Raw genomic sequence first — 18756 nt, forward strand, 5'->3', positions numbered from 1 at the left:
CCGTCCAACAAATAGGAATATTGGGTGGAGGAAATCGTGGACGCGATGCGTGGGTCCCAAGACGGTCTGGCCATGGATGCTGGCGACGTGGCCGCGCCTCTGCTTGAAATCACGATTGGTGAGGCCGTCGCGGAGGCGGCTCGGCGCTGGCCCCAGCTCCCGGCATTGGTGTCCCTCCACGAAGGCGTCCGGTGGACCTTTGCAGAACTGGACGAACGCGTCAGCCAATTGGCGGCAGGTCTCATTCGGCTGGGTCTCAAACCCGGAGACCGTGTGGCCGTCTGGGCGCCCAACGGCGCTGACTGGACGTTGCTCCAGTTCGCGACAGCCCGTGCGGGATTGATCTTTGTCACGTTCAACACTGCTTACCGTCGGGTAGAGCTTGAACATGTGCTCAATCTCTCCGGCGCCCGCGCAATCGTCACGGCTCCGGGCTTCCGGGACATCAACTATGCTGAAGAGCTGGCTGGAATTCCCGCACCGGACCTCCAGTTCCGCATCTGGCTGGGAGCGGTCCCGCCTGATGGATTTATTGGCTTCGATGATTTGTTCGACATCGATGTTTCGCCACTAGCGGCCGCAACCCCCACGCCCCGCGATCCCGTCAATATCCAGTTCACCAGCGGCACGACAGGGCGCCCCAAAGGCGTCACGCTGACCCATCGCAACATACTGAACAATGGCGCCGCTGTCGGACAAAGAGCGGGGATCGAGGCCGGCGACAGGGTTTGTATTCCTGTGCCCCTGTATCACTGCTTTGGCATGGTGATGGGCAATCTGGCCTGCGTGACCCACGGCGCCACGATGGTCTATCCGGCGGCAGGTTTTGACGCCCAGGCCAGTTTGGCGGCCATCGAAACTGAACGCTGCACCCATGCCTATGGCGTGCCGACCATGTTCATCGCCATGCTCGCCGCACCGGACTTTGATAGTCGGGACCTCTCCTCCTTACGCGGAGGGATAATGGCGGGCGCCACCTGTCCCGTGGAGGTGATGCGCCGGGTGATCGACCGGATGCATATGCGCGATGTCACCATCGCTTACGGCATGACCGAAACCAGTCCGGTCAGTACACAGACCTTTGCCGATGATCCTCTGGACATGCGGGTGGAGACGGTCGGGCGAGTTCTCCCGCACATCGAGATCAAGATCGTTGACGAGCAGGGGGATACCGTTCGTCGAGGCGTCCAGGGAGAGCTCTGCACCCGGGGCTATTCAGTGATGTCCGGCTATTGGCGTGACCCGGAGGCCACGGCAAAGGCAGTAGACGCCGACGGTTTCATGCACTCCGGCGATCTCGCCACAATGGACCAGCACGGCTTTGTGAAGATCACCGGGCGCGCCAAGGACATGATCATTCGCGGAGGCGAGAATATCTCTCCCCGTGAGATTGAAGAATATCTGCACCGACACCCCGCCATAGTCGATGTCGCCGTAATCGGCGTCCCCGACGATCGATTTGGCGAACGGGTTTGCGCCTGGGTTGTCAGGACGCCCGGCGCAACCCTCGAAGCTGCGGAGGTCATGGATTTTTGCCGCGGGCAGTTGGCTCACTTCAAGGTTCCGGCGCAAGTTCACTTCGTTGATCAATTGCCCATGACAGCGTCGGGGAAGGTTCAGAAGTACCTCATGCGTCAGGCCATGGCCGATGAGGGCTCTGCGCGGCCGGAACTGGTCATTGACCCTGAAATGGCGCCTCTCGCAGAGGCCTTCGCCAATCCGGAATTGCCCTCCATCACCAACAGCTCGCCGGAGATCATGCGAGCGATGTTGGCTCAGATGTCGCCGGGCGGCGGACCTGACATGCACAATGTCGTCGAATTCGACCTGTCGGGTGTTCCGGCACGCGACTATTGGCCGGTTCCGTCTCCGAAGGCCACGATCCTGTTCTTCCATGGCGGCGGCTGGGTCGTGGGATCCGTCCGCGACTATGACCTGTTTGCCAGAACGCTGGCGGCGCAAACGGGTTGTAGAGTTGTTTCAGTGGATTACCGCCTTGCGCCGGAACATCCATTTCCCGCAGCGGTGGAGGATGCCTGGGCCTCACTATCGAGCCTTGAGCCGACCGGACCGCTCTTCGTTGCTGGCGACAGCGCGGGCGGCAATCTGTCAGCGGTACTCGCCCAGATCGCCCGTGATCACGAGGCGCCCGCGTTGGCCGGCCAGATCCTGATCTATCCTTCAGTGGCTGGCGACACCGATAGCGCCGCAATGCACGCCTTTGATCCGCCCTTCATGAAGCGGGCCGACATCCGTGCCTTCTATGACCTCTATGTCCCCGATATACGGCAGCGTACCGATCCGAGATTTGCGCCGGCCAGAGGGCGCCTTGGCGACCTTGCTCCAGCCCTGGTCATCTCGGCTGGCGCCGACCTGCTGGCGGCGGAAGCGCAGGACTATGCTCGCGCCATGGCCAAAACGGGCGTGGAGGTGTGGACGCATCATCAGCCCGGCGCTCTCCATGGCTATCTGACCCTGGCAATCGGCACGACTGCCGCGAGCGAGACGCTGAGCCGCATCAGAAATTTCATCGATCAACAACTCACCAAAGCCGTTTGATCGGCTCCAAGCCCAGAAAATGGAGAAGTCATGAACGCCCCCAACACATCCACGACCGATCTCGCGGCATCTTATGGCGTCGATCTGGTTCAACTGCGCGCCAAGTATGCCGAGGAGCGACAGAAGCGCCTCAATCCGAGGAAGAACGAGCAGTTCATCGAGGTGACTGGCGACTTCAGCCGCTATATCGACGATCCCTATATCGAGACGCCTCTTGTGCGCGACCCGGTGTCTGAAGAGGTGGACGCTGTCGTGATTGGCGGCGGGTTTGGTGGGCAGCTTGCTGCGTCCAAACTCCGCAAGGCGGGGATCAACAACTTCCGGATTATCGAAAAGGCCGGAGACTTCGGCGGCACCTGGTACTGGAACCGTTATCCCGGCGCCCAATGCGATATCGAATCCTACATCTACATGCCGCTTCTGGAAGAGACCGGATATCTGCCCACTGAAAAATACGCTTATGCCGCAGAGCTCTTCGAGCACGCCAAGCGGATTGGCCGTCACTTTGATCTCTATTCCGCTGCCCTTTTCCAGACCCAGATCACCGAGCTGCGTTGGGATGAGGATGCCGATCGCTGGACCGTGACCACGGATCGCGGCGACACGATCCGGGCGCGTTATGTTCTGAGCGCCAGTGGGCCGCTGAACCGCCCGCGGCTGCCCGGCATCCCCGGCATCAACAGTTTCAAGGGGCACACCTTCCACACCAGCCGATGGGACTATGACTATACGGGCGGCAACAGCCGTGGCCAGATGACCGGACTTGCCGACAAGCGAGTGGCGGTGATCGGAACGGGCGCCACGGCGATCCAGTGCGTGCCTTACGTGGCAAGGGACGCCAAGCATCTGTACGTCGTGCAGCGAACCCCTTCCACAGTTGACGTTCGTGGCAACAAGCCCACCGATCCGCAGTGGGCCAAGACCCTGAAACCCGGTTGGCAGCGCGAGCGGATGGACAATTTCATCGCCACCTTGAGCGGCGTTAATCCCGGCGTCGATATGGTGGATGATGGCTGGACCCATCTCTACCACGATACATTCAGCGTACAACAGGCAGACGGCTCGCCGGTTGCACTGGAGGACATTCCTCAGCTGATGGAAATTGCGGACTTCCGGAAAGGAAACGATATCCGAAGCCGCATTGATCGCACGGTGAAGGATGAAAAGACCGCTGCCGGGCTCAAAGCCTGGTACGGCATGTTCTGCAAGCGCCCCACCTTCAATGACGAATACCTCGACGCTTTCAACCGCACCAACGTCACCCTGATCGACACCCAGGGGCGTGGACCTGACCGAATTACGGAAACCGGCATCGTCTTTGACGGCGTCGAATATCCCGTGGACTGCATCATCTTCGCCACTGGATTTGAGACCGGCACCGCCTATTCCCGGCGTGCGGCCTTTGAAATCTACGGCTCGGACGGCGTTTCACTGACTGAGAAGTTCAGAAACGGAACACGCACACTCCACGGCATGTTCACTCACGGCTTCCCCAACTTTTTCATCATGGCGTTGGGCCAGAACGGCTTCAAGCCGAACATCACAGACACGCTCGATGAGCAGGCTGAGCATATTGTGAAAGTCATTGCCGACGCCAAGGCGGCGGGAAAAAGCAGGATAGAGGTGACGACGGCCGCCGAAGACGCCTGGGTCGCGGAAGTTCGCGCGCTTGCGCAGGGAGCGCGGGCCTATCTGGAGACTTGTACTCCGGGCTACTACACGGGCGAAGGCGACATCGATAAGGGCCTTCTGGTTGAAACCTACGCGCCGGGCCCGATCGCCTTCACCAAGGTTCTGACGGACTGGAGAGCGAACGGCAAGCCGGGGCTGGATATCTCCTGAATAGCTGCCAATCCGACCGCCCCATCGACGGTGGGGCGGTCGGATTGGTCCATTGAATATGCGGTCTGATTTGCGGCAACGGCTATCGAAGCTGCAGCTCTTTCAGCCTCAACAGACAACGACGGGAAGCAATGCTGTGAAAGGTCTTATCTATCAAGGCAAGCGGGACATCGTTCTTGCAGACGTGCCGGAGCCCAAGATTCTAGATGACCGCGACATCATTGTTGCCGTCAAAGCCTGCAGTATCTGTGGCAGCGATCTGCACATCTACAACGGTGACACGTTTTTTGACCAGACTGGCTATTGTGTCGGGCATGAGGCAGTTGGTGAAGTCGTCGAGATCGGGCGGGGCGTACATGAACGCCGGGTCGGCGAACGGGTCATGATTTCCGCCGCCGTTGGCTGCGGTTCTTGTCCACCATGCCTTGCGGGCGTGGTGCTGCGCTGCGAGCGGAACCTGCAACAGTGCTATGGACTTTCAAACCAGCTTCAGGGTTCACAAGCCGAGGCGGTGCGAGTTCCGGCAGGGGACTTCAATGCGGCGCCGATTCCGGAAGGTCTTACCGACGAACAGGCTTTGATGCTGACCGATGCAGCGGCCACGGCATGGTTCGGCTGCGAACTCGCGCGCATTTCGCCGGGCGGTCAAGTCGCTGTCATTGGCCTGGGGCCTATCGGACTGATGGCCGTCGAAGACGCATTTGTAATGGGCGCCGCGCGCGTATTTGCGATTGATCCAGTGCCTGAACGAAGGGCGATCGCTTCCTCCCTGGGCGCGGTTGCCCTGGATCCCTCCACGGCAGTGGACGTGATACGTGAAGCCACCAAAGGCCGGATGCTCGACAGTGTGCTGGAGGCAGCCGGCGTATCTTCTGCCCTTTCCCTGGCGCTCTCGTTGGTTGGACGGATGCAGAACGTCGGGGCGATCGGCGTGAACCTGTCACCCAGTTTTGATTTTCCAGTGGGTCTGCTTTTCATGCATGGAATTAATCTCGCGATCGGCACCTGCTCGGTTCCAAGTTATTGGCCGAAGCTCGTTCCGCTCATACAGCAAGGCAGATTGCGGCCAGAGCAATTCATTACCAACCGTATGGCCCTGGCAGATGGCCCCCGAGCCTATGCGGCCTTCGACCAGCGCGAGGCCGGGACTCTGAAGTCGGTCCTCGTGCCCTGATGGGAATTTGGTAACACCGTCCGAGCTTGCCGGTGAGTGAGTCGAGCGGTCTTACCCTTCATTCAAATCCCGGCACTGCCTTGGCGACAAGCTTCGCAAACGAGTAGTCACCCGGCCCGTGAGGGCCGGGTGACTTGCTTTGTCTTCGATGTCCGGATCAGAAAGTTGTGCGGACGGTGATCCCGACGGTGCGGGGATCGCCGAGGAACGCAGCTGTCGCGCCTTCGTTGAAGGGAAGAGTGCCGATGGCGGTGTAGTACTCTTCATCGAACAGATTATTGGCCCAGAGCGAGACGTCGAGCGAGCGATCCACGAAACGCGTGCCGATGCGTAGATTCGCAACGCCATAAGCGCCTACCCAGGTGTAGCTGGACGTGCCCGACTGCGTTGGCGATTTGTAGTTGTAGTCGCCGTTCACATAGGCATGGACGTTTTTCGACAGAAGGTCGCCCAGCGGCCACTCATATTCCGCGCCGACATAGGCGGACCATCGCGGCGCACCCGGAACCTGCTTACCCGTCGCGCTGCAGCTCGTCTTGTAGCTGTCTTCCAGCGCGCAGGGAGCATTTTCGAAGGAAAGATATTTCGTGTCGGTGAAGGCACCTGCCGTTGTGATCGTCAGGCCTTCGATCGGCACAGCCTGCGCATCGATTTCGATGCCGCGCGAGCGGACCTTGCCGACATTGGCGAGGTAGCTGGTCGTGGTGCCCGTCGCGCTGTTGTACCACATGGCCGTCGACTGGTAGTTCTTCACATCTTCCCAGAAGAGAGCAGTGTTGAGCCGCAGCCGGTTATTGAACCATTCCGACTTCAGGCCGATCTCGTAGCTGTTGGCCGTCTCCGGATCGAGGACGCGCTTTGCGTTCGGATTGGAGGGGGAAATATAGGCGACGTTGATGCCGCCGGATTTATAGCCGCGGTTGAACGAGACGTAGCCGAGCAGGTCGTCGGTGAACTTGTAGTTGAGTGAGGTTCCACCGGAGAGCGCACCCTCGCTGTGGTCCTGGGTGAAATCGGTCGCACCCGCAGCCGTCGGTGCGACGCCGTTGCGTACCGCCGTTACGAGATCTTGCTGCGAGACGAAGACCCCGGGGGCAATCGGAATATTCTGAACGCTGGAGAATGCCGAAAGCGGCGCGCCGCCGGAATTGGTGCGGATGAAGCTCGCTGTCTTGTTTTCCCAGGTGTAGCGCAGACCGGCTGTCAGGCTGAGCTGATCGTCGACGTGATATGTGCCCTGACCGAAAGCGGCATAGCTGTTTGTCTTCGGTTCGGCATGATCGTCGGTGGTGAAACCGGTCAGCGCAGGCGTTCCGAGCGCTGCCGGAATGGCCGACAATCCCGTGCCGGGGCTTATATATTTGAACGCATCCGAGCCGAAGGTGTTGAGGTTGTCGCTTTTGATGTGTTGCCAGAAATAATAGAGGCCGCCCACATACTCGAATTTTTCACCCTTCGGCGAAGCGATGCGAAGTTCCTGGCTGAACTGACTCTGATGCGACACCGTGTTGTTGGCGGCGAGAATCGATGCGCCGAGATAGTCCCAGTCGTTGGTCGGGTCGAAGGCCCATTCGCGATAGGCGGTGATCGAGGTCAGAGTATATCCGCCGCCGACGCCCCAGTTGGCCTCTGCGGAGAATCCGTGCTGGTTCGTCTTGTTCAGGATGGCGACATCCGAATCCGTCTTGCGCTCGAAGGGGTCGACGAAAAGCGGCGTGTAGCCGATCGCGGCTGAACGGGACAGAATGCCGTTCGCGAATGGCGCGCCGTTGGAATAGGTCGTGAGGTGATCCTTCAGGACGGCGATGCAGCAATGATTTCTCTGCTTGTCATAGTCGGCGGTGACGCGCAGATCGAAATTGTCGTTCGGGACATAGAGAATCTGCCCGCGAAAGCCGATGTCGTTATAATCGTTCTGGTCGATACCGAGGCGGACATTGTCGACAAAGCCGTCCCGCGTCGTCTTGTTGACGGAAAAGCGATAGGCGAGCACGTCGTTCACGGGACCGGTGGTCGTCGCGCGGACCTGCTTGTAATTATAGTTGCCTGCGGAAACGTCGACGGTCGTCTGCGGTTTGAAGCTCGGCTTCGAGGTGGCGATGTTGAGGGCGCCGGCGGTGGTGTTCTTGCCGAAGACGGTGCCTTGCGGGCCGCGCAGCACCTCGACGCGCTCGATATCGAGAAGGTCGAACGTGGCCGAACCGGGGCGCGCGTAGTAGATGCCGTCCACAAAGACGCCGACGGCATTTTCGAGGCCGTCATTGGCGATGCCGCTGCCAAGGCCGCGAATGTTCAGCGTCGTATTGCGGGCGTTGGGGATCGTGACCTGAAGCGTGGGCACTTCCCGATAGATCTCGCGGATGTTGACCGCGCCGACATCCTGGAGATGTTTGCCGCCGAGCACGGTCAGCGCGACCGGCACGTCCTGCGACTTCTCGCTGCGCTTGCGCGCTGTGACGACAATCTCTTCGATCTGTGCAGGCGAGGCGACGGCAATCTCGGCCGGCTTGGTCTTCTTTTGCTGCTGTGCCGGCTCTGCGGTTTCGGCTGCGAAAGCGCATGTGGAAGCAAGTGCTGTGCTCGCCAGCAGCAGGCCTATGGTCTTCGAAATAAGAAGGCTCGATCGCGGTGCGGCCGCGAGTTTGTCACGCATGGTACTTCTCCGGTTGAGGACGTTCAGAATCCGCAAGGCGAGCCTTGCGGTGCCTGCGTGTCAGGCGCTCATTCCCGCCTGGGGAGGCGGCTAATGGAGTTGGGGAATGCTCGGATGATGTCGGCGGCAGGCCTCAGGGCTGGCCGGCGGAATTCCTGCTCAGCACAAACAGAGGTGCAGAGCGGGCATGGGCATCATGGAAAGGTTGCTGCATCTCGTCATGGCAAGAGACCCTGATTTCAAAGCTCCCCGGCGCTGCAGTTGCGGCCGAGATATTCATCATATTAAGTATTTTATGTCTATCAAATAGATATAATATAAGGAAGCCTAATTTGTCGCTCCCTGCGGAACCTTGAGCGGTTTTGGGGCCACTATGGCGCAACGGTCACAGGTCGCAGTTTTCCAAATGTTCCTTGTTTTAGCGCATCGAAAGACATTTCCGCGGTTCCGGTTCGCCTTCCCGGGCCGATGATGCGCTCGCCGGAGGGATCGATGCCGATGCTTGTCGCTACTTGCTTTTAAGGCTATCGTATTAATAGACAAAAGCGTAGAGGCGTAAAATGAAGGATTTTGCTTCCACCGGTCCGGGCAATGATGACGTCGTCACGAGCTACACGTCGTCAAACGTGTCGCCCTTTCCCGTGAGAGCCCACGGTGAGAGGCGGATCGACGCCTCCGCCGCTGCGGCTATCGCGTTGCTGGACAAAGGGCGTGGAGCGTTGTCGGAAGTGACCGCAGCGGAGATGCGGCGCAGATATTCGCAAAGCCGCAGCCGTGTAATCGCTCCCAAGCCGGCGATCGGTGCGCGGGAGACGATTACGCCATCGCGGGGCGGCGTACCCAGCCTGACGCTTTTCAGGCCGGAGAAGCATACGGGCCTCCTGCCCGCGATGATCTTTTTTCATGGCGGAGGCTGGTGCCTTGGCGGTCTCGATACCTATGAGCCGGTGTGCCGCGAACTGGCCAATCAGACGGGCGCCGCGATCATCTGGGTCGAATATCGGATGGCGCCCGAGTCGCCATTTCCCGCGGCAATAGAAGATGCCTGGGCCGCGGCTGAATGGGTGCAGGCCAATGCAGAGCGATTGGGTGTGGATCCAAGGAAAATCGGCCTCGCCGGTGACAGCGCAGGCGGCAATCTGGCAGCCGTCACGGCGATCGCCGCGCGGGATGGCTATGTCAGGTTCGACCCCGCATTCCAGGTGCTTATCTATCCATGCCTGGATCTGACGGCGAGCGCGCCTTCGCATGACGAGTTTGCGAAAGGATATCTCCTGACGAAGGAGCTATATGCCTGGTATCGGCGCAATTATGTCGGCCACCTGACCGAACATTCGGACTGGCGTATCTCTCCACTCTTCGCTGCTTCTCTCGCCGATCTTCCCTATACGGTTCTTCTCTATGCGGGGTTCGATCCGCTGCGCGATGAAGCCGTGCAATTCGCAAAGCGCCTGGATCGCGAGAACGTGGCGTTCGATACGATTTATTTCCCGGGGCAAATCCACGGATTCGTCGGAATGGGCGGTATCGTTCCGGAAGCGAAAACTGCAATTGAGGAAACGTCGCGCATGGTTCGCCGTCATCTCGACACTCTGCGCCTACGCAGAGTTTGAGCCGGAAGAGGTCGCCTGATCCGACCGGGAGCTGTTGAATGCATCAAAGGCGCGACGTAATCGTCGCGCCTTTGATTTTCTGACCGTTTGGGCTGCTTCCGGCTGCCGTTCAATCAAGACGATCTGGCAGGAAGCCGCTGGACCACCGCCTCATTTCGTGGCCGGATCGGAAACCAGCGCGACCTTGTTGAAGCCTAAATGGTTGATGACGCCCATCACTTCGACAATGTCGCCGTAGGGAACGGCCTTGTCGCCGCGAACATGAATGCGGCGGTTTACATCGCCAGCCGTGGCGGCCACCAGCGCCGGAGCGAGCGCATCCTGGCTGACTTCGTTCTTCTCGACAAAGACCTTTCCGTCGCGGTCGACGCTGACGGCGAGCGGGGGCTTTTGATCCTGCAACGGATTGGCTTGAGTCTTGGGCAGGTTGACCGGCACACCTACCGTCATGAGCGGAGCGGCCACCATGAAGACGATCAGCAGGACGAGCATGACGTCGACAAGCGGCGTCACGTTGATCTCGCTCATCGCGGGCGCATCGAGCCCATCTATGTCGGTCGAATTACGCAGCGAAACGGCCATCATGCACCTTCTTGTTTGACAGTTCGCGCGACAGTTCCACTTCGACGAGACCGGTGAACGTCGTCAGGCGTTTTGCATAGCGGCCGATCTCGCCGGAGAGGCGGTTGTAGGCCACAACAGACGGGATGGCCGCGACGAGACCGAGTGCCGTGGCGAAAAGCGCTTCGGCGATACCCGGCGCGACGACGGCAAGGCTCGTGTTGTTGGTTGCCGCGATGCCCTGGAAGCTGTTCATGATGCCCCAGACGGTACCGAAGAGGCCTACGAATGGAGCAACCGAGCCGATTGTCGCGAGGCCCTGCAGGCCCTTTTGCAAATGCTCGAGTTCGCTGCTCGTCGACAGCTGAGAAATCCTGTGAATGCGATCCTTGAAGCTGTCCTGATCGATATCGCGGAAGTCGGGCGCTTCCTCATGCGACCGGCGATATTCGTCAGCGATCGCATTGTATATCGATGCGATCGGATCCTTCGAAAAGGACTGCAGCTTCTCGCCCAGCTCCCGTATGGAAAAGCCTTTGCGAAGCGATGCGAGTAGCGATGACGATCGCCGGTTCAGTCTGCCCAGCCGAACGCTCTTTTCGGCTATGACACCCCATGCCCAGAGGGAAGCCAGGATCAGGAGGATGATCACGGTCTTGACCACGGTGTCGGCCTGAAGAAACAGAGCGACGGGCGAGAGAGTCGCGGTGTGCGCGATGTCCACGGCCGCGGACCCAAGCGTCGATGCTGCCTGGGAGGCCGCATCCGGAACGGGCAATTGGGCGCCGACGGTCGCGGCTTGAAGGGGGGTGTCGGTCATAATCTACTCACATGTTGACGGCGCTATTCGTCGTTCAGTTGGTAGGCGATGACGCCGTGCAACTGGTACGCCTTGGCGCCGAGTTCCGGAGGGGCGGGATAGGGTGCCGCCTGCTCGATTGCCGCTGCTGCGGCCTTGTCGAAGACTTCCTTGCCCGAAGGCTCGACGGTGTAGCTCAGGAGCTGTCCATCTGCGCCGATCACGAGCGTGTAGGCGACGCGACCTTCGAGCTGACGCATGAGAGCGCTTCGGGGATAGTTGCCGGAAGCTGCCTTGCTGACGCGATCATAGATGCGCGACACGTAAGAGCTTGGCAGGCTCTTTGGCGGCGGCGGTGCCGATGGTGCTTGTGCCGGCGCGGCCGACGCCGTGCTCGGGGACGGCAGCGCGGGGGCGGGCGATGCGGGCCGGGCCTCGGACTTCACAATCTTCGGCGGCTTCGGACGTATAGGTTTCGGTCGCGGCTTCTCAGCGGCGACAACATCTTCCGCCGGAGCGGGCGGCGCCGGAGGCGGCTCGTCCAATTTCGCAGGCGGCGCAGGCGCTTCCTGGACGGGCGTTTCCAGAACCAGCTCCAGTGGCCGCTCTTCCTGCAACCGAACGGGCGCGTGCAGCGAAGCCAGATAGATTGTGCCGAAGAGGGCGGCGTGCAGGCCGATTGAAATCGCGTGACGGGCATGTCTGATGGCGCCGTCGCTTCGAGGGTGCCAGAAATTGACGCGGGCGCCGGCCACCAGGGCGATGGGCGCGATTGTCCGCATGTCGGCCAGAACATCGCCGCCTTGGCGCCCGGCCCATGCCGGGCCGGACCAGTCTTTCTTTACTGCTACAAATTTCATCGCATCGGCGCCTTTTAAACAACATTAAATCTATAGGGTAACTGACAATCAGTCAATTCCCTTTCTTGCGGCGACGCCGAAAAGGCGGGCGCGGGCACCAGGCGCGCGGGGTGGGATAAGAAAATAGACAGCTTTGCAGTGTGAAAATGTGCGGCCTGTCTCAACGCATGGCGACTGCCGACGGGCACTGGATGTGCCCCGCCCTTCGGTTGGCCGTCGACTTCAGAGATGGTCAGTAGGCGATGACCGCATGGCCGACGAAGGCGATGCCGTAGAACCCGATGAAGGCGGCAATCGCGGCGGCGGTTGCATCGCCCGGGTTGAAGCCCGAGGCCGCTTCAAAGAGGCCGCATACGAACCGGATGGCTCGCGCCGAGGCGCGGGCCGCGAGGGTTTCAGCACCAGTGAGGGCTTCGAAGACGATGCGGGGAGCTGCAGTCATGACGTCGTCCTTTGCATTCAGAGGGCAAACCCTCCAAGGACGTTTCATTCCCTGTGCCGTCGCCTGTCGGCGCTTCTAGCGTTCTGCGGAATGGAAGTGACTACGCACTGCGGCGCATAATGGCCGCGAACATCGGGTCGGCATTGACACAAGCCGGACCGAAGCATCAGCCAGACTTGTGCCGTGAGTGGATGTTATGCCGCGTCGCATGAAATGACAATATGTCAGTATGCGAAGGTTGCGCGACGCGCTAGATGCGCCGCCCGGCAGCCTCCCAATAAGGCTCACGCAACTTGCGCTTGAAGATCTTGCCGGAATCCTCGCGCGGCAGCTCGCTGCGGAATTCGACGCGCTTGGGCACCTTGTAGCCGGCGATGCGCTCGCGCAGGAAGGCGCGAACCTCTGCCTCGCCGAGATCGGCGCCGGGCTGGCGCTGCACGACGGCACAGAGCTGCTCGCCGAATTCCTCGTCGGGAATGCCGAAGACGGCGCAGTCGGCGACGCCGGGCATCTTGTGGAGCTCGGCTTCGATTTCGGCCGGATAGATGTTCACGCCGCCGGAGATCACCATGTCCTTCTGGCGGTCGCATAGATAGAGAAAGCCGTCCTGATCGAGATAGCCGACATCGCCAAGCGTGATGAGGCCGCGCTTTTCGGCGCGGCGTCGCTTCTCGTCATCGCCATGATAGGTGAAGTCCGGAATGCGGTGCGAGCGGCAAACGACTTCGCCGGTTGCACCCTTCGCAAGCTCCTCGCCATTCTCACCGATCACCAGCACCTCGGCGCCGTCGATGGCCTTGCCGACCGTGCCCGGATGGGCGAGCCATTCCTTCGAGTCGCAGAAGACGACGGCGCCCGTTTCCGTGCCGCCGTAATATTCGTAGATCACCGGTCCCCACCATTCGATCATTGCCTGTTTCACATGGACGGGGCAGGGGGCGGCCGCGTGGACGACGAAGCGCAGGCTGGAGAGGTCGTATTTGCGCTTCACCTCTTCGGGCAGCTTCAGCAGGCGCACGAACATGGTCGGCACCATGTGGAGATGCGTGACCTTGTCGCGCTCGATGGTGGCAAGAAGCTCTTCGGGATCGAAGCGCGGCTGGAGAATGACCGTCGCGCCATAGCGAAAGGCGTAGAGCCCATAGGCATTGGGCGCCGAGTGATACATTGGGCCGGTAATGACGGTGACCGTATTCTCCGGCGTGCCGAACTTCGGGTTGAAGCCCATGACGTGGCCGATGATCGTGGTCCATGCCGCTGTCTCTTCGGCCGTCGGCGGATTGCGGCGCACACCCTTGGGGTGGCCTGTGGTGCCGGACGTGTAGATCATGGAGCCGGGGGCTTGGTCAGGCCCTTGCGCCTTGGGCGGAAATTTCGCCAGCCAGTCGTACCAGAGTGGAATGTCTGCGGGCGCGCGCGCCGCGTCCTTTGAAATTCCGTAAGCAGATAATATCTCCGGCGGCGTCTCGACGATGAAGACGGGCACGCCCTTCGGGATCGCCCTGGCGATCGGGTGATAGAGATCCGCATGGATCACGATGGCCTTGGCGCCGGAATTCTCGAAGATATAGGCGGCTTCGTCAGGCGAATTGTGCCAGTTGGCGGGCGTCGAATAGGCGCCGACCAGACCGGCGGCGATTGAAGCCTCGAAGAAGGCGAGATCGTTGCGGAGATAGACGGCGACGACATCGCCCCGTCCGATTCCGAGTTCGGCAAAGCCGGTTGCGGCGCGCGCCGCATTTCCGCCAAGCGTTGCTATGTCCGCGGCGCGAGCGCCGGAACGCACATAAGAAGCCATTGGTCCCTCCCCATCAGCTTTTCTTGTTGCTGAAAGTGTAGCAGGCGAGGGGAGGGGGTACAGGCGATTTTCCGGGATGCCGCGCTTACAAGCCTGTCGGCAGGGGGCGGGAGCCCATGCCCCAGGCATTGGCTCCCCGTATGTTCCTAGCTGTAGCGGGCCTCGCGCGCTGCGCCTTTCATGCCTGCTTTCACCTGATCGACGGCCCAGGCGATGTCGGTGAGATAGGTGTCGGCCACCTGAAGGTGGAAGGGTGAGAGCATGAGGTGAAGGCCTGCGGGCACCGTCGTCAGGCTTGTGAACCAGCCGCGCTCGAAGAGCTTGCCCCAGACGGCCATGCAGTCGATCTCGTCATGCGTGAACGAGATGATCCCGAGTTGCGGATTTCCCAACACGCGGAAGCCGAGCGCCGTGACGCCTGCCGCGATTTTCTCGCGGGCATCGGTCACCTGCTTGTGCTTCGCGCGGTAGCCTTCGACGCCGAGGAAATTCATCACCGCCCATGCGGCGGCGATTGCGCCGCCGGGCCGGGTGCCCGCGAGTGTCGGCGTCACCATGCGGCCGCCCGGCCAGTCGTCGCAATCGAAGATCATATGTGCACGGAGCGATTCCGAACGGAAGAGAACCGTCGAGGCGCCCTTGGCGCAATAGCCATATTTGTGGAGGTCCGCAGACATGGAGGAAACGCCCGGCACCTCGAAGTCAAAGGGCGGGACGTCGCCGCCATTCATCCGCACGAAGGGTGCGATATAGCCGCCGACGCAGGCGTCCACGTGAAGCCAGAGCCCCCGCGCCTCGGCGAGCTCGCCAAGCTTCGCGATCGGGTCGATCAAGCCATAGGGAAAGCAGGGGGCCGAACCGACGATCATGATCGTCTTGTCGTCAGCCGCCTTGCCCATAGCCTCCACATCCGCGAGATAATTGGCGAGGAGCACGCGCCGCACCTCGATCTCCATGACCTTCGCCGCCTTGTCAAAGGCGGGATGGGCGGACCAGGGCAGCACGATATTGAGCGTCCCCGTCAGGCCCTTCTCTTTCCGCGCATAATCACGCGCGGTCTTCATCGCCATGGTGATCGAATCCGTGCCGCCCGAGGTGATGTTGCCCGCAGCCCCTTCCGGCGCATGGAGCAGGGAAAGGCCCATGGCGATGACTTCGTCTTCCATCTTCTTCAGGCTTGGGAAAGCCATCGGCCCGAGGCCGTTTTCGGACATGAAGAGCGTATAGGCTTCCTTCTGCACTCGCTCCACGTCGGGGCCTGCATTGAAGACGTAGACGGCGGTCTTGCCCTCGCGCCACTTCACGTCATGCGCGGCCCGCGTCAGCATCTCCTGCTTCAGGCTCTCCCAATCGGTTCCCTTTTCGGGCATCGGCATCGTCATTTCCTTTTCCTCGCGTCGGCGGTGGGCTTCGGCCACATGCCTCTTTGTGCCTATACTCTCCGAAATGCCGACGGCTTGGAAGGTGGCGCCGCAAAAGAGCGCCCGCCGGAACGGAAAACGACAACAACAGGAGGGAACGACGATGCAGATGGAAGATCTTCTATATGAGGTGAAGGACCGGGTTGCGCTTCTGACGCTGAATCGCCCGGACAAGCTCAATGCCTGGACGGCGGCGATGGAGAGGAGCCTGAAGCAGGCGCTGGCCGCCGCCGTCGCGGACGACAATGTGCGCGTCATCGTGGTGACGGGCGCGGGGCGTGGCTTCTGCGCGGGCGCCGACATGGGTCTTCTGCAAAGTATCAAGCCCGACAATTGGGAAGAGCGCGAGCTTGCGCAGGCGGCGCGGGAAGAAAAATTCGATTTCGCGAGTGGACTGGGCCCCGATGTGTCGCCCCATTATGGCGGACGCTTCGGCTATCTCATGCAGGTGAAGAAGCCGATCATTGCCGCGATCAACGGGCCGGCGGCCGGGCTCGGTCTTGTCTTCGCGCTCTATGCGGATATGCGTTTTGCCGGTTCGGACGCGAAATTCACCACGGCCTTCGCGCAGCGCGGGCTGATCGCCGAGCATGGCATTTCATGGCTTCTGCCACGCCTCGTCGGTCCCGCCCACGCGCTCGATCTGCTCCTTTCAGCGCGCAAGGTTACGGCGGCGGAAGCCGAGCGGATGGGCCTCGTGAACAAGGTTTTCGAGCAGGCGAATTTCATGGGCGCCGTGATGGACTATGCTAGAGCACTTGCCGAGACGGTCTCGCCGCGCTCGATGGGTGTGATGAAGGCGCAGGTCTGGAAGGCACTCTTCCAGGATTTCAACGAAGCGCTGGCGGTTGGCGACAGCGAGATGCAGAAGAGCTTTTCGACGGCGGATTTCAAGGAAGGCGTCGCGCACTTCGTCGAGAAGCGAAAGGCGAACTTCACCGGTCGATAGAAAAAAGGCGCGTGGAGATTGTTTCTCCACGCGCCCAATCGGTCGCTGCGTTCGATCAGAACGTCACGGCAATACCCGCAAGCGCTTCGATGCCCGCCGCCTGAAAGCCGTTGGCCGGTTCATATTGGCGGTCGAGCAGGTTGTTGACGCGAGCGGTCAGTTCGATGCCCTTCGTGATGACGCGCGACGCGGAGAGGTTCACCACGAGATAGCTGCCCGGCTTCGTATAGACGAAGGTGTTGCGCGTTATATCGAGATAGGGATCGATCCACTTGATATCCGTTCCGACGGACGTGGCATCGTCGATCTTCCACTCCGTCGTCCAGTTCGCCATATGGCGCGGACGGCGCGTCAATGTTGTGCTGAACGTGTCGGCTTCGAGCACCGTGAGCGTGTAGTTCAACCGGGTGGTCAGCGAGGGGAGCGGCGTTGCCTCTATGAAAGCTTCCACACCATGCGTATTGAAGGCAGGCGTGTTCTGCGCGGTCGAATTGCCGGCGAGGTCATAGACGATCGACACCGCATTCTCGATGCGGTTGTCGAAATACGTCACTCCGGTCCGCAGCATGTCGGGAACGAGTCCTTGCTCGACGCCGAATTCCCAGCCGCGGCTTTCCTCGGGCTTCAGGTTCGGATTCCCGGTGTAGATGGATGCGGGATAAGGCGGGCTCTGCGAGATCGAGTAGCCGAAGCGCTGATAGAGCGAAGGCACCTTGAATGAGGTCGCGTAGCTTGCCGTGAAGCGGGTGTCGGTCGACGGGATGTAGTATCCCGGCGCGATCGACCAGGTCATCTTCTTCTTGAAGTTGGACGGCATGTCATAGCGCAGGCTCGCCGTCGCGAACCAGTTGTCGCCCCATGTCTGATGGTCGGACAGCGAGATGCCATAGGCGTCGGTCGATGCGCTCGACACAGGCATGATGAGATACCCGTCGAAATCCTGCAGGCCATTCGATGAGAAGGACTCGTGCGAGTAGTCGGTGCCCAGTGTCAGCGTGTTGGTCGCGCTGAGATCGACCACGTTGTCGAATGCGGCGTTGACCCGTTCTCCGCGCGTATTGATGTTCTCCGAATAGACGTCGAGGAGCCGATCGGGATAGTCGACGGTGTTCGTCGCATAGTGGCTGTAGGCGAGGGTGAACTTCGGACGCCACTTGCCATCTGCGAGGCGGCCGGCGAGCGAGCCTGTCACGAAGGCCTGCTGCGCGCGGGAGCGATTTCCGAGATCCTCGAACACGGGATTGAAGGAGGAGTTGTATCCGCCTTCGTCAAGCTCCATTCGATTGTCATTGTACTGCACGAAGAAGGAGCCACTGAGATATTCGTTGAAGGCGCGGTCGAGCTGGCCCGAAAAGGCCACGTTCTCGCTCGCATCCTTTTCTTCTCCGGCGCCGAAGCGCAGACGCGCAGGCGTAACGTCGTTGCCGTCGGTTGCTTGCCGGGAGAGCGAGAGAAAATAGTTGGTATCTTCAACGTTTCCGGCGGAAGTGAGGCTCGTGTTGAGCGTTCCGAGCGTGCCCGCCTCGATGCGCGCTGTTGTGGTCGGCGAGGACTTGCCCTGCTTCGTGATGATGTTGATGACGCCGCCCATAGCCTGGCTGCCATACAGCGCGCTTTGCGGCCCCCGCACGATTTCGATGCGCTCAACATTATCGAGCGTCAGGTTTGCGGCGTTGAAGGCGCCGCGCGGGTCGGAGGGATCGCCAATACGCTGGCCGTTCAGGAGAAAGAGGGTCTGGTTGGAATTCGTGCCTCGCATGAAGATCGAAGCCACGCTGCCGGTTCCGCCGGACTGGATGATGGTCACACCCGGCACGGAGGCCAGAGCCTGAGGCAGCGTGCGATATTGATGGGCCTCGATCTCTTGCGCGGTGATGATCGTGTAGGAGCTTGCAACCTCTTTCGTCGGCAGCGGCTCCGGGCCGCTGGTGACGAGGATTTCCGGCGGGAGCGTCGCCGTGTCGGCAAGTGCAGGCGTGGCGGCGACTGCCGCCAGGCCCAACGCGGCCAGAATATGCAGGCCGAGGAATGAACGGTTCATTTGTGTACCCGAATCTCTTTCGCGGCCAACCCCGGCCGCTAGGA

13 protein-coding genes are annotated in these 18756 nt (G+C 60.7%); 5 read left to right on the plus strand and 8 right to left on the minus strand.

The window, feature by feature from the left end; genetic code table 11:
* Positions 1-24 precede the first annotated feature (24 nt).
* The 3 genes from ABFC66_RS05590 (at position 25) to ABFC66_RS05600 (ending at position 5575) form a co-directional block, all read left to right on the plus strand.
* Positions 25-2559 (plus strand): AMP-binding protein, encoded by a 2535-nt coding sequence (locus ABFC66_RS05590; protein ID WP_346739988.1) that lies wholly within the window; start codon positions 25-27, stop codon positions 2557-2559.
* A 30-nt stretch (positions 2560-2589) separates the two neighbouring features.
* Entirely contained in the window at positions 2590-4401 is a 1812-nt protein-coding gene (locus tag ABFC66_RS05595) for an NAD(P)/FAD-dependent oxidoreductase (RefSeq protein ID WP_346739989.1), read from the plus strand.
* Between the two features lie 136 nt (positions 4402-4537).
* Positions 4538-5575, plus strand: coding sequence for an alcohol dehydrogenase catalytic domain-containing protein (locus tag ABFC66_RS05600; protein WP_346739990.1), 1038 nt, complete (start codon positions 4538-4540; stop codon positions 5573-5575).
* Positions 5576-5732: 157 nt separating this feature from the next.
* On the opposite strand, the gene ABFC66_RS05605 is transcribed toward ABFC66_RS05600, so the two are convergent.
* Positions 5733-8228 (minus strand): TonB-dependent receptor, encoded by a 2496-nt coding sequence (locus ABFC66_RS05605; protein WP_346739991.1) that lies wholly within the window; start codon positions 8226-8228, stop codon positions 5733-5735.
* Between the two features lie 560 nt (positions 8229-8788).
* Here ABFC66_RS05605 and ABFC66_RS05610 point away from each other — a divergent pair.
* A complete protein-coding gene (locus tag ABFC66_RS05610; protein WP_346739992.1) occupies positions 8789-9841 on the plus strand; it encodes an alpha/beta hydrolase in 1053 nt (350 codons plus the stop codon).
* Between the two features lie 150 nt (positions 9842-9991).
* On the opposite strand, the gene tolR is transcribed toward ABFC66_RS05610, so the two are convergent.
* The 6 genes from tolR to ABFC66_RS05640 all read right to left on the minus strand — a co-directional run bounded on the left by tolR (position 9992) and on the right by ABFC66_RS05640 (position 15683).
* A complete protein-coding gene (gene tolR, locus ABFC66_RS05615; RefSeq protein ID WP_346739993.1) occupies positions 9992-10426 on the minus strand; it encodes a protein TolR in 435 nt (144 codons plus the stop codon).
* Positions 10404-11222: a MotA/TolQ/ExbB proton channel family protein gene (locus tag ABFC66_RS05620; RefSeq protein ID WP_346739994.1), complete on the minus strand. Its 819-nt coding sequence runs from the start codon at positions 11220-11222 to the stop codon at positions 10404-10406. Before ABFC66_RS05620 ends, tolR begins: the two co-directional genes overlap by 23 nt.
* A 23-nt stretch (positions 11223-11245) precedes the next feature.
* On the minus strand, positions 11246-12061 hold the full coding sequence (locus ABFC66_RS05625) for a TonB family protein (protein WP_346739996.1): 816 nt from the start codon (positions 12059-12061) through the stop codon (positions 11246-11248).
* 232 nt (positions 12062-12293) lie between these two features.
* On the minus strand, positions 12294-12503 hold the full coding sequence (locus ABFC66_RS05630) for a hypothetical protein (RefSeq protein WP_346739997.1): 210 nt from the start codon (positions 12501-12503) through the stop codon (positions 12294-12296).
* Positions 12504-12753: 250 nt separating this feature from the next.
* Complete coding sequence (locus ABFC66_RS05635; RefSeq protein WP_346739998.1) at positions 12754-14301, minus strand: acyl-CoA synthetase; 1548 nt, start codon at positions 14299-14301, stop codon at positions 12754-12756.
* 146 nt (positions 14302-14447) lie between these two features.
* Positions 14448-15683, minus strand: a complete 1236-nt coding sequence (locus tag ABFC66_RS05640) for an aspartate aminotransferase family protein (RefSeq protein ID WP_346739999.1) — start codon at positions 15681-15683, stop codon at positions 14448-14450.
* Between the two features lie 142 nt (positions 15684-15825).
* Here ABFC66_RS05640 and ABFC66_RS05645 point away from each other — a divergent pair, with 142 nt between their 5' ends.
* On the plus strand, positions 15826-16671 hold the full coding sequence (locus tag ABFC66_RS05645) for an enoyl-CoA hydratase (RefSeq protein ID WP_346740000.1): 846 nt from the start codon (positions 15826-15828) through the stop codon (positions 16669-16671).
* A gap of 55 nt (positions 16672-16726) precedes the next feature.
* Here the strand turns inward: ABFC66_RS05645 and ABFC66_RS05650 are convergent, their stop codons facing one another.
* Complete coding sequence (locus tag ABFC66_RS05650; RefSeq protein ID WP_346740001.1) at positions 16727-18712, minus strand: TonB-dependent receptor; 1986 nt, start codon at positions 18710-18712, stop codon at positions 16727-16729.
* Between the last annotated feature and the right edge of the window lie 44 nt (positions 18713-18756).

This window comes from Parvibaculum sp., from assembly GCF_039680535.1.
Lineage (GTDB): Bacteria > Pseudomonadota > Alphaproteobacteria > Parvibaculales > Parvibaculaceae > Parvibaculum.

Bases quoted from the DNA above. Each gene is read 5' to 3' on its own strand.
- ABFC66_RS05605 (WP_346739991.1), bottom strand. From the start codon at position 8,228: ATGCGTGACAAACTCGCGGCCGCACCGCGATCGAGCCTTCTTATTTCG.
- ABFC66_RS05640 (WP_346739999.1), bottom strand. From the start codon at position 15,683: ATGACGATGCCGATGCCCGAAAAGGGAACCGATTGGGAGAGCCTGAAG.
- ABFC66_RS05645 (WP_346740000.1), top strand. From the start codon at position 15,826: ATGCAGATGGAAGATCTTCTATATGAGGTGAAGGACCGGGTTGCGCTT.
- ABFC66_RS05625 (WP_346739996.1), bottom strand. From the start codon at position 12,061: ATGAAATTTGTAGCAGTAAAGAAAGACTGGTCCGGCCCGGCATGGGCC.
- ABFC66_RS05610 (WP_346739992.1), top strand. From the start codon at position 8,789: ATGAAGGATTTTGCTTCCACCGGTCCGGGCAATGATGACGTCGTCACG.
- tolR (WP_346739993.1), bottom strand. From the start codon at position 10,426: ATGATGGCCGTTTCGCTGCGTAATTCGACCGACATAGATGGGCTCGAT.
- ABFC66_RS05650 (WP_346740001.1), bottom strand. From the start codon at position 18,712: ATGAACCGTTCATTCCTCGGCCTGCATATTCTGGCCGCGTTGGGCCTG.
- ABFC66_RS05595 (WP_346739989.1), top strand. From the start codon at position 2,590: ATGAACGCCCCCAACACATCCACGACCGATCTCGCGGCATCTTATGGC.
- ABFC66_RS05635 (WP_346739998.1), bottom strand. From the start codon at position 14,301: ATGGCTTCTTATGTGCGTTCCGGCGCTCGCGCCGCGGACATAGCAACG.
- ABFC66_RS05620 (WP_346739994.1), bottom strand. From the start codon at position 11,222: ATGACCGACACCCCCCTTCAAGCCGCGACCGTCGGCGCCCAATTGCCC.
- ABFC66_RS05630 (WP_346739997.1), bottom strand. From the start codon at position 12,503: ATGACTGCAGCTCCCCGCATCGTCTTCGAAGCCCTCACTGGTGCTGAA.